The sequence below is a fragment of the Bacillus cereus group sp. BfR-BA-01331 genome (assembly GCF_022663915.1).
GTDB classification, from domain to species: domain Bacteria; phylum Bacillota; class Bacilli; order Bacillales; family Bacillaceae_G; genus Bacillus_A; species Bacillus_A mycoides.
On the sequence record NZ_JAKUGJ010000004.1, the window covers coordinates 184,466 to 198,928 of the forward strand.

A 14,463-nucleotide genomic window follows, 5' to 3' on the forward strand; every position below is an offset into this window, starting at 1 on the left:
TATGTAATTAACCATAGCACATGAAAATATTTATTTCCATAAATTTCTTTTACAAAAAAGAGAGTCATTCGTTTAAGAATGACTCTCTTTCTAAAATTTTGAAGTTTCAACTCTTGTTCTCAAATTCTTTTCATTTATACCATTTTGACAAAAGTTAAACTGTTGTCCTTTTATAGATTTCGTCCGATCTACTATTTGTTCTAGATGATAACTTGTATGCTCCACTAAATGTAGTAAGTTATGAAGATCAATATACTTTTTTTCTTTCCATACTTGCATATATGCTTTTCTCCATTCATCAAATATTTCTTCAACGTTTTTTAGCAAAACTTCAGAGCTTAGTCGTTTTACCGGAAAATACTCCTCAATTCCCTTTTCAAAAACTATATTTGGATTCTTATAACGACTAATATTTCTCTGTATATGTTCACAAATATGCAGTACGATTCCACCAATTGAATTAATAGAGTCCCTTTGTTTCCACAAATCTTCTTCACTAATGAGCCTTATTGCCTGTACTAGCTTAGGTAAATAATGTTCCTGCATTCTATGATAGATAATTTTGTATACTAACTCCACCTTTTCTCCTCCCATTATTTCAACTACTGCACTGGATATTTAGCAAATAAAAATTTCCGAAACTCTTTATCATTCATAAGCATTGTAATTTTTTTGTTATTATCGTTAAGGAACTTTACTACTTTCATTTTATCCCATATATCATCTTCTTTTGGAAAATCATCAAATTTTTCATACAAGATTGATAGTATTTCTTCTCTTTTCATCGTAAATTTTTTATTTTCTACTTGAAACTCGTAACCTTTTGCATTTGGTACTAAAATCGCTAGATAAATAACGTTAAAGAGAAAATTCTTCTTCATCGTATCCTTACCATCAAACCAATACGTCTCAACCATATCTTCTGTAAGGGCTCCATTCCCTCGTGCACCATAGTTCACCTTTATACTTTCATTCTCTAAACTTATACTTTGAAATGTTTCACCACCGGGTAAATGATTAACAATTGCAACCACATCTGAGTTATTACCAACATATGTCCCAGCATATTTCTTAAAAGCACCAGGTTCAATATCAGATATTTCTTTTATTCTTTCTCCGCTAGAACAAGCAGTAATAAATAAAAAAATTGTTAGCATAACAACCACATTACGATGCATATATTTCATTTAGCATCCCCCATTTTTATCGATATTTCGTTCATTACAATACTTCTTCTCAAAACCCTTTAAAATATACGCATTTTAATCAAAATTAAAAATTTTCACTTTTTATGTTTACAATTATCCATTAATTGTATATAATTACTAACGTAAGAAAAATATTCTAAAAGGAGGTCGAAGGAAATGATGAAATTACAATTACATGCTTTAACTTTAGCGTTAACTGCACCTGTGTTTTTCGGACAATTAAATATGAATTCGACCACCCTAACGGAGAATTGAAAATCGTACTTTATTTCTATTAATTCATAAATTCGCCACAGGAGGTCGTATACTTTCCTGTGGCTTTTTCACGCCCAGCCATAGGAGAACGATATCTTCCTGTGGCTTTTTCGTGCGATTTTTTAGTCTCATACATTATTTTTTAAAGAAAGGAGCAACATTCGATGACTATTAGCGTATTGTTTTTAAGTATTACGATTCAAAGAAATAAACTTTCCAAAGCTGAAATTCTTCATAATGAGCAAATTACAAAAGCTATGAATGATGTTAAGGAGCGCCAAGTGCTTTATTGCGATCACCTGTAATTCCTTTTCGAAAGGAGGAATTCGTCTATGACTTTTCATATTTTCTTTTTTACGACAGCACTTCAGAAAAAAACGTTATCTGAAGCTGAAATCTTTCGTAAACAACAATTAAAACAAACTATGGATAAAATAACGGACATTAAAAGTTCGTATTATACACAAATGTACTAAAAATATTTTTAAAAGGGGCAATATCCTAATGAAATTCAAAGCTTTCTTTTTAACTATCACCATTCAAAAACGTAAATCTTCAAAAGCTGAAATCTTACGTGAACAACAAATTAAAATTATTATGGACGAAGTAAAAGAGCGTCAGTCCTCTTATTACAATCGCCTTTACTAAATAAATTATAAAGGGGTAATATCCTAATGAAATTTAAGGCTTTCTTTTTAACGATTACCATTCAAAAACGCAAACTTTCAAAAGATGAAATTTCTCGTGAACAACAAATTAAAAATATTATGGATGATGTGAAAGAGCGTCAGTCCTCTTATTACAATCGTCTTTACTAAATACATTATAAAGGGGTAATATCCAATGAAATTCAGAGTATTATTTTTAACAATTACCATTCAAAAAAATAAACTGTCTGAGTCTGATATGCTTCATGACCGACAAATTGAGCAGGCTATGTACAACGTAAAAGAACGACAAAGTCATTATTGTAGTCACCTGTAATTCCTATTCGAAAGGAGGAATTCATGTATGAAGTTTCACCTTTTCTTTTTAACCATTACGATTCAAAAAGAAACTATATCTGCAAATGAAGTAAAACAAGAGGAACAGTATAAAAAGATTATAGATGAAATTCGTGATCGTAGAAGCAAGTACTACACTCACCTATAATTGTTTGAACTTATATTAGAAATGAAAGGAGTCGATTATGATGTTAATAACGCGGTGTAAAGAAATGATTTGGATAGTTCAGAGGGATTCCACATAGTTCATTTAACAAAAATTCACCGCCTGATTTGATGTGTAAAAAATATACAATAATAAGTATTTCATACACTAAAAAATAAAAGATACACCCCTTTTTATTAAGCGGTGTATCTTTCTCAACATATTCTATTTCCGTTTACTTCGTTTCGTCTTAAACAATCTCACTAAGTTCGAAACAACTGTTTTTGTTACCGCATAAGCTGGTACTGCTAAAATCATTCCGATAATTCCCGCGAAATTACCTACCCCTAAAATAAGGATGATAATTGTCAACGGATGGATGTTTAATTTTGAACTCATAATACGCGGTGAAATGATGTTACTTTCAAACTGTTGTACGATTGTTACTATAATAATTACGTACAGAGCTTGCATCGGAGATACGAACAGACCTATAATGACAGCTGGTGCTGCTCCGATAAATGGACCTAAGTTCGGAATTATATTTGTAAATGCTGCGATAATTCCTAAAACGAAAGCATACGGTAAACCGATGATTAAATAACCAGTAAATGTAAAGGCACCAATAAACATACAAACTAGCGCTTGACCTTGAATATATGCAGATAATGTTTCGTTCGTTTCCTTTATGATACGAAGTCCTTCTTCACGGTAAGACTCTGGTAATACACTAACAGCTTTTCCTGGAAATGCATGTCCATCTTTAAACATATAAAATAAAATGAACGGTACTGTAAAGATAACTAACGCCACGTTCGTGATAATACCAAATAAAGCCGTTGCACTCGACGTAAGTGTGTTTGGTATTTCCTTTAAGTATTCAATTGCATTTTTCTCAATTGTCTCAATGGAAACGTAGTTTTGTGTAGATAGCCATTCAAATAATCTATGATGGGATAGATCTTGTATGTATACTTTTCCCTCTTTTATGTAAGTCGGCATATTTTTTACTAAATCCATTAACTGTTGTGAGATGGTTGGAACGACTACTCCAATAGCAACTCCAGTTAATGTAATGATAAAAAGGTACAGTAGTAAGATTGCTAAACCTCTAGGTACTTTTTTATTCTCCAAAAAGACTAACACAGGGTTAAATATGAAGTATAAAAATAGCGCGATTAAAATTGGGAAAAATAATGTTGATATGAAGATACCAATCGGTTGAAATAGAAACGATATTTTTGTGCAAATAAATATAATTCCTACAACCATCAGCACTTCTAATGTCCAAAAGTGCACTTTCGATTTCAAAAAAACGTCCTCCTTTAAACTAGCACTTCTCTTCATTGTACCAAATTAAACTTAGATTTCACATAATATTTTCCTTTACAATATTCCAAAATCCCATTAAATACACTACAATGAGATTACAGACAAATTTGCAGGTAAAGGTGATAAATATGACACAATGCATCATTTGCAGAAAAGATACGAAAGAACTTAGTGAACAATATGTCATTCCAGAGATATTATGTGGATATTATTTCATAAACTCAATTTGTGATTCATGTCATGAACATATGACAACAAATATTGATCGTCCTTTAATTAGACATAAATTAAGTCAATATAAGATTGAGCAAATGAAAAAACAAATCGATTCCCCTCTCTATACGAATGAGCATGGTGAGGAGCTAGCAGCCGCTGAGACAGATGTAGTCGAAGTAAGTGATGAGATACTTTATTCCAATGCATTAATTATGAAACTATGTAAAAAGCACGATATTTCATTACATAATGAAATTTGGAAAGAAGAGCGCGTAACAAAAGTAGCTAGTTCTATTCAACGTGAATTGCTTTTAGATAACCGTAAATATAAAATGAGTGTATTAAAAATGGCTTATACTTTTGCTGTACAAACAATTGATGGCTACTTTGACGATCCAGATGCGATTGATATTTCTACCATTCTATTAAATGCCGATTTCATGGAATTAAAGGAAAAGAGTATCGTTCGTGACTTAAGCAAAAGCTCTTTATGGAATACATTAAATACAACGAGCGAAAACCATTACTTTATTTTACTTAGTGATAAAGACGGTCTATTCTGCTTCATTCGCCTATTTGATATTTTTGATGTTGTTGTTCATTTATCAGAAAAAAGATACAATCTTCCATCACCAATTGTCGGCGTAAATAATGTAGACAAAAAAGGATTTTTTGTGGAAAGTTTAAAACAGTATATGGATGGGCTATTTAAAGAAACTACACGTTCTATTTAATTGAAACCAGAACATACGGTCTCCTTTCTTCATGAAAAGACACTGTGTTATAATGAGTATGAAAAGAACAATACAATCACATAAAACAATTGAAACCTGTATATAAATAAAAAAGACTAGTGTGCGGCTACACACTAGTCCACGTAACTTAGCAGATTGGATTGTTCATTTATCCTATTTGTTTCGTACAAACACAACAACCCACATTCTATAGGCATAGGTGGGTTGTTATTTTTTGAGCTTGTCAATTAAGACGACAATAAACGTTAACAATGCAATGAGAAACAGTCCACCTTGCAATAACAACGAAATTTCACTCACTTATTATCACCCCCCTCCTACTCGGAGAAGTGATAATTGAACAACCAACCGTACCTTAAGTTACTATTTAATTTTACCATATTTTCTAATAGTTTACGATGAAAACCCGCAAGTGAAATACTTGCGGGTTTTTTATCCCGTATTAACAGGCAGTAAACAAAATGAAGCAAAACATTGGTGAAACTGCCTGTAAATGCCCGATTGGTTCAACCAATAATCCTTTGGGACAATTCACCCAAAGGATTAAAATTTCACTTTATTTCTCACTATTTTTTTAATGCATATGCATCCGCAATCATTTCACCAACAATTTTATTTTCTTGTTCCTTTTCGTCTTTCAATAATGGAAATAATAATTCTGCTACTTCATACGCTTCTTCTAAATGCGGATATCCTAATAAAACAAACGTATTAATTTCTAACGCTTCATATTCACGGATCTCCACTCCCTTGAGGAAAGCGAATTCTTTCGTTTCATTCATTATATTGGTCCGTCAGCAAATCTAAACAGAGCGAAACTACCTGCACTAAAAGTTTGTATTGCTCCAGTTGTATTTACACCATTTTCTATAGTTACTGAAGTTGGTGAATTATTAAAAATGCTTATTGTAGTGCCAGCAGCATAATTAGCTACCTGTGATATTGTAATCATACCTGCACCATTTGCATTTGAAGCTGGTACAATAGGAACACCATTAATTGCAATTGCAAAATTAGAATTTGGTGCTGTGCCTACATTAAAGTTTAATTGGGCACTAAGATAATAAAGACCAGGTGTAACTATTGTAAAGGTATCTACGTTATTATAAGTTATTCCGACAACCTGTATATTTGGCCCAGGGGCCGTAGGAAGTACTACAAGACCCCCACTAGCAATTGTTTGCGTATTAATACTACTATTTGCGAATGGTTGTAAAATAGCTGCAACTACTCCGGTTGGTCCCGTTGGGCCGGTTGGGCCGGTTGATCCGGCTGGTGCGGTTGGTCCCGTTGGCCCCGTCGATCCTGTTGGTCCCGTTGGTCCTGTCGGTCCGGTTGGTCCGGTCGTTCCTGTTGGGCCTGTCGGTCCGGTTGATCCCGTTGGTCCGGTTGGTCCTGTTGGTCCTGTCGGTCCGGTTGATCCCGTTGGTCCTGTCGGTCCGGTTGATCCCGTTGGCCCCGTCGATCCTGTTGGTCCCGTTGGTCCCGTTGGTCCCGTTGGTCCCGTCGCTCCTGTTGGTCCTGTCGGTCCGGTTGATCCCGTTGGTCCTGTCGGTCCCGTTGGTCCAGGATCTCCTGTTGGCCCAGTTGGCCCCGTTGGTCCAGCTGGGCCGGTTGGGCCTGTGCAACATGGGCCGGTTGGACCGGTTGGACCTACAACAAGAGGCGGAAAAGCACATGGGAAATGACATTTGTGTTTGTCAAATCGCTTCAAAATACTCACCTCGTATTACATGTTTTTACATCTCTCTACATAATAATAATCAAGGGTAAAAGAATGCATGTACAATAAGAGAAAAACCAAAAAACACCATAATTAATTCATTTATCCCCTTATATGTATTAGATCCTCATTCAAAGAATGAAACTCCTTTTATTTTATCGAATACATCTAAGATTGACATAACATCATATTAAAGGAACTTTTGAAACAACAAAAGAGGTACTATTTCGGTACCCCTACTCATTTGTATTTTGATTCACTGCTATTTCTTTGGAAAATAGGATATCTATGTTTTTTGAAATACAAATGCCTCAGACATTTTCTACAGCAGCTGACAAGTTTTGACCTAGCAAAATATAAGCTTCGGCGTCAGCGTCATGTATTTCAGTGCTCTGTGAAGTAGAAATATACTCATCAAACGCACGGGTAAGATCTCCCTTCATTATCCAACGAACCGTATGCGGAAAAATAGCTACTAAGTCGGCATTGATATTTTGGAGCAACGGATACTTTGTGAGTAGATTAGCAATTTGCGAGTTAATATTCAATTTTTTTAACGACAAAGGTCGCTTCTTTTTGATATCTAAAAAAAGCAAAAGTAGCTGGTCATCCGGCTTATTTACGGCTTGATAAGCAATAATTTCCATTTCAGTTAACGAAGGATCGTCTACATTACAAGTTTTATACCAAGACTGAAAACGCTCAATAATGCTATTGTAATCTTTTCGTAGAACATATGGGATTATATCAGGAATTTTCAATAGTAAATACTTCAGCGTTTCTTTTTTAATAAATTGAGATAAGTGTGGATATATGGTCACAAGTATTTCAACAGTCATTTCAGCGCTTTTGTAGGCTCGATATTTTTTTTGTGCAAGAAGCCAGTTTATAACTGGCGTACGCAGCTTTAAATCCAGCTCTTCATCAGAAATATCGATTTGTTGGAATAATTCTTTCGTTTTTTTGTGGGTTAATACATCATACAGACTTTGTAGTTTTGCATAGCTCGTCAAGGTTTCTTGAAGTATAACGGTTATCGTGTCGTTTATTCCGTTATAGTAGACAGCATGAATAAATTGGTTGTTCTGTGGGCTGATGAATCCGCACTTATCAATCAGAAATGCACGTGCTGTATCGTCAAGTATACGGTCGCAAGTAATACGAGTAGCATCCAACTGATGCGAAGAAGATTGTAGATTCATATAGTATTTATGTAACGAGTCTGCTAGGATACCTACACGTCTGGCATTACGAAAGTTTTCAATTGCAAACAGTGTATCTGCACCGTAGTGCATATCTGGCATACGTGAAAAATCAAATTTTCGTAAAACCGATACTTTGTAAAGTTTGCACCATACTGTCCTCATAAACTGATGATAATCCGAAAAATATGTGTTAAACATTTCTGGTGTATCTAATATGAGGTTTTGACCCAATCTGCGAATAGCAATTAGATCCTTGCTTGTTTCATCGATAAAATCATGTCCACAAGCGGCAACATCGAGATCGTAATTCGATATAAATTGCACCATGCTCTTCAAGAAGTTCGGTTTATATTCATCGTCTGCATCGAGAAAACAGAAATAATCACTTCCATCGTAATTCTCAATAATTTCTGTCCAGCTGTGCTCTCTTTCATGAACATGATTCTGCTTGTTTCTAAGCGCAATAATACGCGAATCTTTGGAAGCATATTGTTTTATGATTTCTCCTGTTCCATCTGTCGCAGCATTATCCAATAAATACCACACCCAATTCTGCTCAGTTTGGGCAATAACACTTTCAATCGCACGCGCCATCGTTTTTTCCGCATTATATGCATATGTGTAGAAAATACATTTTTTCAAGCAACATCATCCCCTAATCATATAAAAATATTTTTCATGAATTCATGGGGGTTTTTCCCAGTTATTATAGATTATGTGCATTTATACAGAATGTTTCTTTGTCCATAAAGAAGGACTTCTTGTAGTTCCCGAAAAAGCGTGTGCAATTTAAAGCGGCCAGCGTGCAGGCGCTGGCTATATTAATTCGGATGATTCGCATATCTTCTGGCGACCTCATTATATTACTGCCTCTTATGAGCTAGGTAATTCGTCATATATTCTAGTTGCCTTTCAAAGCCCTTAAAGCGGTTTGATGTGATGTTCTCACACATACTTTGCATAAAAGCGAACAAAGATTTTTCAATATCTTCAGCAATTTCCGGTGCGCGTTTTGATAGGTATTTAGCCCTCGTTTGATACATCACCAAATACTCATCGAGTAACTCTGGAGTCATCTGCTTGTTGTGTATAAACGCCGTCATGTTGGACGAGTGCTTCCTGAAATAATACATCGCGATATTCCATACAGCTATTCGCCCCGCCCGCTCAAATACTTTGTAGATAACGTGAATGTCATCCACCAGTACATTATCCGGAAATGAAAGTCCCATCCACAAACCGCGCCGAAAAATCTTGGTCGGCGGCGCGGCGTTGTAAAGCTGACGTTTTAATAGCTCTCGTAATCCCTGCAATCGGTCAAAAACGAACCTCCCATTGCAAACAAAGTATGGCTCTAGCCTATCCCCGAAATCATTATAGCTACCGCACATCGCAATATCGGCATTTTCTTCACGTACAAGGTCGGCGAGAAACGAGAGCATCGATGGCTCGCATCGGTCGTCGTCATCCACAAATACAACATATTCGCCCGTAGCGGCAGCAAGAACGCTGTTACGTCCATACGATGCTCCGATGTTTTTCGAAATTGTTAATAATTTCACCCGCGCATCCACTTCCGCGTAACCAGTACAGAGTTCCGCTGTACCATCGGTTGAACCATTGTTGACTAGAATCAGCTCATAATCACTGAATGTCTGATTCTGCAAGGATTCCAGCATGACTGGCAGATACTGCTCACGGTTGTATGTAAGCAATATAACGCTAATAAATGGCATAGACACCTCTCCAGATGTTAAAATTCAACGAAAAGCAAATCGCTTTCGTCAATACCAAGCCCTATAAACTGTCTCCGAAGTTCTTCCCTCACATTTTGGTATCCAGATACAATCAAGATTGTTATTGGCTTATCGTCAACTATCTTCGTTACAGCGGTAGGGAGGCAAACAGGAACTCCATCAGCTAACATTCCATTTTTTTGTACATCGTTATCAAAAAAACCAGAAAAAGAAAGGCCACTTGCCTCAAAAGCAGTTTTTAAATATAAACCAATATGGCCGGTTGGAGCAATATATATATTGCCCCCCTTAGCTAAAACTTTCCTGGCTATTTGCTCGATTATGCTACGGTATTGTACCTGCAAACGGGCAAGACCCACCGTAGCCTCCTCTGATAACAGAGTACTAATTTCAGAACAACCGTTCCTTTCTGAGGGTGTGATCGTATCTTTCAAATCTTTTCGGTTCAAGTATTTATCTATCTCGGCAGCGCTTTCGCTTATTTGTTCATTACTCATGGTGCATAACGCAGCAATGAGTTGGTAGCGAAATTGTTCCATATAGACGTGGACAAAACCGCGCTCTTGTTCCGTTTTTGCCACACGGCGCATCAACAACGACAAGGAGAGCAAAAGCTTGAAGCACTCCGAAATAGCCTTGGATGGAGTTATCCTTGTAATTGATGATGAATGCACACGGTACAAGTAAACCAACGTGTCAACGTAGTGTACCGATTGTGCCGATAGCAAAGTACGGACAGATATATAGACATCATGATAAATATTTGATGGCGTCTTTAAACGTTTTATGGGCACATTATAATGCTCCCGTAATTTTCGTGAAAAAATCAGTCGCCACGTTGCTACATTAAACGGCTGAGCTTCAGTTAAGTATTTAAGAACTTGATCTTTACTTTGACCGTTAATACGATTAGTTTGATAAATTGTATCAGTAAAATTGATGACATTATCCTCTAAAACCGTACTGAATCGTCCGAAAAGCACATCTGGAGCACTGTTTCGTAAAATTTTTACGATTTCCTCATATGCGCCCGGGGCCAACATATCGTCGCCATCTACATAATGTATGTATTGCCCCCGTGCTTTCTTTGTTCCGTATATAACCGCCTTGCCAAAAAGCGGCTCACCAGTTAGCGCGTAATATCGTATCTGTTTATTATGTACTGCGTACTCTCTGCAAATAGCATCGCTCCTGTCAGTAGAGTTGTTATTGACCAAAACGATTTCATAATCATCAAAGGGCTGAATAATGATGCTGTCCAAACACGCGCCAATATAACGCTCTAAATTGTATACACTTACGATAAAACTTACAAGCGGCCTCTGCCCAGATATCCGCATATTTACACCTCTTTTATGATACCTTTTTCATTATTTCCGTTCATCTCTAAATACCTCAAATACCGTTCTACCCCCGTACGGGTATCCACTGATGGCGTGTAATCCAGTACTGTTTTTATTTTGCTCAAATCCGGACAGCGGCGCTGTGGGCTGTCGGTATTGTAATGTTTGTCTGTATGCTCACTAAATATGATTCTCCCGTTATATCCAAAGATACAATTCCCAACGGAACGATATATCTCCGCTAATTCCAGAATTGTCATTTCTTCCGTGTCGTTACCGATATTGAAGATATCGTATCGCGCATACAACGCACATTTCAGTGACGCGAGTGTGGTATCCGAAGCATAACAGAAGGTACGAGTCGCTTTACCGTCGCTGTACAAGACAATCGGTTTATTTTGCAAAATATTCATCGCAAAATCCGCTGGGGCACGTTTATCATTTGTACGCAGTCCGGGGCCGAAGCTATTGAACGGGCGTAACACCGTCACTGGGAAGCCTTTCTGATAATGAAAATTATAACAGAGCGTTTCGGCGTACCGCTTTGATTCATCATAGCAGGAGCGCGGGCCGGAGCTGTTAACGTTGCCCCAATAGCTTTCTGGCGTTGGCACCATTTTAGGTTCAGGATCGCCATAAATCTCGCTAGTGGAGTAAAACAATAAATTGAAAATGCCTCTGCCACTATAAAAGTCAAGCAGGCGCCGAAGCCCGACAACATCGGCATCCATCGTTTCGATTGGATGCAATCTGTAGTATACGGGAGATGCCAGCGACGCCATATGAAAAATAAGGTCCGCGTCGCCGGCAAACGAAAAATCCTCTCGAGTGACGTCGCCCTCGTGCACCGTAAACAGGGGGTAGCTTTCTATTGCATGAATCCAATTGGGCTTTCTGAAAATATAATTATCAAGCACGTATATGCGTTTCACACCAAGGCTTTGCCCATATTGGGCAAAAAACTGTACCAGCATAAATCCAAGAGAGCCAGCAAAGCCTGTTATTAATATTTTCCTTCCTTTCAAAGCGCTGCGCTCGTACTCTGTTAATCCATCCATGATACGCCGTAAATCATCTAGTAGAATTCTGTTATCCGGCATATTGTTCACCATTCCTTATCTATACCAAATGTTTTGCCACTCCAGTCCAATTAACACTCAATTTTCTAAGAAATATCTGCAATCGACGAAGCGTGTATCCGAAAAGGTCTTATCAATTCCTTTAAATTCTTCCCAAGCAGTTACAAGCGCGACCGTGCCGCAAGATTGGCACACCTCGTGCGCCGACTTGCAATAAGTAATGGAAAGTCTGTACGTGTTTTGAAATTCCCGCATGGCAAGTGGATCATAGGTATAGATATTAACATAACCGTCGCGTATCAACGCTCTGATGATCTTCACCGCTGGGCTATCACGAACGTCATCAGTTCCTGGTTTAAACGACAGACCGAGTATACCGATTTTCTCAGTTTTCTTGCCTGCCGTACGGGCAATTTTCCGAGCAGTCAAGTTCGGCATTTCATTATTAAGAGAAATTACACCTTCCAGTATTCGCGGCGTGAATCCCCGGCTTAATGCTACAGCGTCAAGGGCAGCTGTGTCTTTTGGAAGGCAATACCCACCGTAACCACAGCCTGGATATATGTAGGTACTGATTTCTGCACCAGCAAACCGGCTGTCCTCATACAGAATGCGAAACGCCCTTGCCGTTTCGATACCGCCAACTGCATCTGCGAGTAGAGCCATCTCATTCGAGTAACTGATTAGCGTTGCAAGTAAGGAGTTTGATAAATATTTAATAAACTCTGCCGTGTTAGGCTCTACAAAATGAAGCGGTGCGCCAAACGGCATATAGAGCTCTGTGAGCACATTCTTTGCCATATCGTCTGTCACACCACAGACAATTCTGTCAGCGTTCATAAAATCATCCCAACACCTACCCTCACGCAAAAACTCCGGGTTTACCACAACTGGATTGTTTGCCCCCTTCGCACGGACATACGGCGTAACTCGTTCGCTAAGCGTTCCCGGTGGAATCGTGGATTTTACGACAAGCACACAGGCTTGGGAAACTGTTTCAAGAACTCTGTCAATTGCAAAGAGCAAATGTTCCAAATCCGCACTACCGTCAGCTAGACTCGGCGTTCCAACGCAGAAAAAACAGATGTCGCTCTTATACACTGCATCTATTGCACTGTTCACTAAGTTGAATGTTTTTCCAAGATTCCGCGCGAGCGCGGAATCCAATCCCGGCTCGAAAAACGGGATTTTTCCGCGGGATATCTCTGCACAGTGCTCTTTGTCAATGTCATATCCGTACACAGAAAAACCTTTGTCTGCAAAACCCAGCGCAGTGGTCAGCCCGACAAATCCAAGTCCAAATACGGCAATACGCATTTTCTCCTCCTCCTATCCCACATACAATATGGTGTCATAATAGCTATTCCCATGTTCACAGCACACAAATATATAATCATTCTGAATACCGAGCATTGTCTTCAGCAATTCTCGGTATTCCTTGTCTTCAAAATAATAGTCAAGTGAAATATTGAAACGCTATATTCCTCTATACTAGTTACGCTGTATATAAGTGACGATTCCGCAGTCCCTTTGGCACCAGTGTGACATTTTTTGGGGACGGACAGCCACCAGTTCATAATTACATATACGGTACTTTATACTATCTCCGCACTATCACCGAAAAGATTGATGCTTTAATCCACCCACACTTTCCACTTTGCCTTGCCACTCGCCCAATCCGCTTCAAGTACCCCTTTATCCCGAGCCGTATCCATGCAGGACCAGAATTTGTTATGCTTATATACACCAAGCTTGCCATCCGCGCTCAAGCGCTCAAGTGGGCTACGCTCAAAAATCGTTGAATCTCCATCTATATAATCAAAGACTTCAGGTTCCATCACCATGAACCCTGCGTTTATCCAAACACCGTCTTCTTGCGCCTTTTCATGAAACCCAGTTATTGTCCCGTCACGGTCGTTGATGTTAAGAATGCCAAACCGTCCACTTGGTTGAATCGCGGATAATGTGACAATCTTTCCTGAATTTTCGTGCGTCTGCACGAGTTTTGTCAAATTAATGTCACTGACTCCGTCGCCGTAAGTCATCATAAATCGCTCATTGCCGATATAGGGCGCGATGCGCTTAATACGTCCACCAGTCTGTGTGTGTAACCCCGTATCAACAACGGTAACTTTCCACGGCTCCGCAACGTTTGCATGTACAATCATCTTGTTCTCGGCTGTAAAGTCAAATGTCATATCGCTGTGGTGTATGTAATAGTTGGCAAAGTATTCTTTAATCATATGTCCCTTGTAACCGCAACAAATTATGAATTCATTGAAGCCATAATGAGAGTAAATCTTCATAATATGCCATAAAATCGGTGCATCGCCAATCTCTATCATCGGCTTAGGTCGTAAATGCGATTCTTCACTTATGCGAGTACCAAAACCCCCCGCGAGAATTACTACTTTCATATAAACCTCCATTCCAGCCTTGCC

18 protein-coding genes and 1 pseudogene are annotated in these 14,463 nt (G+C 38.3%); 7 read left to right on the plus strand and 12 right to left on the minus strand.

The annotated features are described in order from the left end of the window. Positions 1-90: 90 nt before the first annotated feature. Together MR155_RS09780 and MR155_RS09785 are read right to left on the minus strand one after the other, a co-directional pair. On the minus strand, positions 91-579 hold the full coding sequence (locus MR155_RS09780) for a hypothetical protein (RefSeq protein ID WP_242309477.1): 489 nt from the start codon (positions 577-579) through the stop codon (positions 91-93). Between the two features lie 23 nt (positions 580-602). Beyond that, entirely contained in the window at positions 603-1,187 is a 585-nt protein-coding gene (locus MR155_RS09785) for a DUF4825 domain-containing protein (protein WP_242309479.1), read from the minus strand. A 440-nt stretch (positions 1,188-1,627) separates the two neighbouring features. Here MR155_RS09785 and MR155_RS09790 point away from each other — a divergent pair, with 440 nt between their 5' ends. Genes MR155_RS09790 through MR155_RS09815 form a run of 6 tightly spaced genes read left to right on the plus strand, consistent with a single transcriptional unit; the run spans position 1,628 to position 2,615 of the window. Further along, positions 1,628-1,768, plus strand: a complete 141-nt coding sequence (locus tag MR155_RS09790; protein ID WP_002065958.1) for a YrzI family small protein — start codon at positions 1,628-1,630, stop codon at positions 1,766-1,768. Between the two features lie 27 nt (positions 1,769-1,795). Continuing rightward, positions 1,796-1,939: a YrzI family small protein gene (locus MR155_RS09795; RefSeq protein WP_000142704.1), complete on the plus strand. Its 144-nt coding sequence runs from the start codon at positions 1,796-1,798 to the stop codon at positions 1,937-1,939. Positions 1,940-1,967: 28 nt separating this feature from the next. Continuing rightward, entirely contained in the window at positions 1,968-2,111 is a 144-nt protein-coding gene (locus tag MR155_RS09800; RefSeq protein WP_000668987.1) for a YrzI family small protein, read from the plus strand. A gap of 26 nt (positions 2,112-2,137) precedes the next feature. Beyond that, on the plus strand, positions 2,138-2,281 hold the full coding sequence (locus tag MR155_RS09805) for a YrzI family small protein (RefSeq protein ID WP_002013394.1): 144 nt from the start codon (positions 2,138-2,140) through the stop codon (positions 2,279-2,281). Positions 2,282-2,306: 25 nt separating this feature from the next. After that, positions 2,307-2,447 (plus strand): YrzI family small protein, encoded by a 141-nt coding sequence (locus MR155_RS09810; protein WP_000672237.1) that lies wholly within the window; start codon positions 2,307-2,309, stop codon positions 2,445-2,447. A 27-nt stretch (positions 2,448-2,474) separates the two neighbouring features. Next, positions 2,475-2,615 carry a YrzI family small protein gene (locus MR155_RS09815; RefSeq protein WP_002065956.1) on the plus strand — a complete coding sequence of 47 codons (141 nt, stop codon included), beginning with the start codon at positions 2,475-2,477 and terminating at the stop codon, positions 2,613-2,615. A 222-nt stretch (positions 2,616-2,837) separates the two neighbouring features. On the opposite strand, the gene MR155_RS09820 is transcribed toward MR155_RS09815, so the two are convergent. Then, positions 2,838-3,923, minus strand: coding sequence for an AI-2E family transporter (locus MR155_RS09820; protein ID WP_002136851.1), 1,086 nt, complete (start codon positions 3,921-3,923; stop codon positions 2,838-2,840). 149 nt (positions 3,924-4,072) lie between these two features. Between MR155_RS09820 and MR155_RS09825 the strand changes: the two genes are divergently transcribed. Further along, positions 4,073-4,894, plus strand: coding sequence for an HNH endonuclease (locus tag MR155_RS09825; RefSeq protein WP_000189680.1), 822 nt, complete (start codon positions 4,073-4,075; stop codon positions 4,892-4,894). 228 nt (positions 4,895-5,122) lie between these two features. On the opposite strand, the gene MR155_RS09830 is transcribed toward MR155_RS09825, so the two are convergent. The 9 genes and pseudogenes from MR155_RS09830 to rfbF form a co-directional block, all read right to left on the minus strand. Further along, the gene (locus tag MR155_RS09830) at positions 5,123-5,215 is read right to left on the minus strand and encodes a putative holin-like toxin (protein WP_087942988.1); all 93 of its coding nucleotides are present in this window, start codon (positions 5,213-5,215) and stop codon (positions 5,123-5,125) included. 266 nt (positions 5,216-5,481) lie between these two features. Beyond that, positions 5,482-5,655, minus strand: a pseudogene (locus MR155_RS09835) (alkanesulfonate monooxygenase); the annotation flags it as partial. Positions 5,656-5,696: 41 nt separating this feature from the next. Continuing rightward, entirely contained in the window at positions 5,697-6,629 is a 933-nt protein-coding gene (locus MR155_RS09840) for a collagen-like protein (RefSeq protein WP_242309481.1), read from the minus strand. Positions 6,630-6,949: 320 nt separating this feature from the next. Beyond that, positions 6,950-8,485 (minus strand): glycosyltransferase family 2 protein, encoded by a 1,536-nt coding sequence (locus tag MR155_RS09845; RefSeq protein WP_242309483.1) that lies wholly within the window; start codon positions 8,483-8,485, stop codon positions 6,950-6,952. A 221-nt stretch (positions 8,486-8,706) separates the two neighbouring features. Then, complete coding sequence (locus MR155_RS09850; RefSeq protein ID WP_242309486.1) at positions 8,707-9,579, minus strand: glycosyltransferase family 2 protein; 873 nt, start codon at positions 9,577-9,579, stop codon at positions 8,707-8,709. A gap of 17 nt (positions 9,580-9,596) precedes the next feature. Further along, entirely contained in the window at positions 9,597-10,940 is a 1,344-nt protein-coding gene (locus MR155_RS09855) for a glycosyltransferase family 2 protein (RefSeq protein WP_242309487.1), read from the minus strand. A gap of 2 nt (positions 10,941-10,942) precedes the next feature. Next, positions 10,943-12,001, minus strand: coding sequence for an NAD-dependent epimerase/dehydratase family protein (locus MR155_RS09860; RefSeq protein ID WP_242309490.1), 1,059 nt, complete (start codon positions 11,999-12,001; stop codon positions 10,943-10,945). A gap of 99 nt (positions 12,002-12,100) precedes the next feature. Continuing rightward, complete coding sequence (locus tag MR155_RS09865) at positions 12,101-13,339, minus strand: UDP-glucose dehydrogenase family protein (RefSeq protein WP_242309492.1); 1,239 nt, start codon at positions 13,337-13,339, stop codon at positions 12,101-12,103. Positions 13,340-13,656: 317 nt separating this feature from the next. After that, positions 13,657-14,439, minus strand: coding sequence for a glucose-1-phosphate cytidylyltransferase (gene rfbF, locus MR155_RS09870; protein WP_219302745.1), 783 nt, complete (start codon positions 14,437-14,439; stop codon positions 13,657-13,659). Positions 14,440-14,463 lie beyond the last annotated feature (24 nt).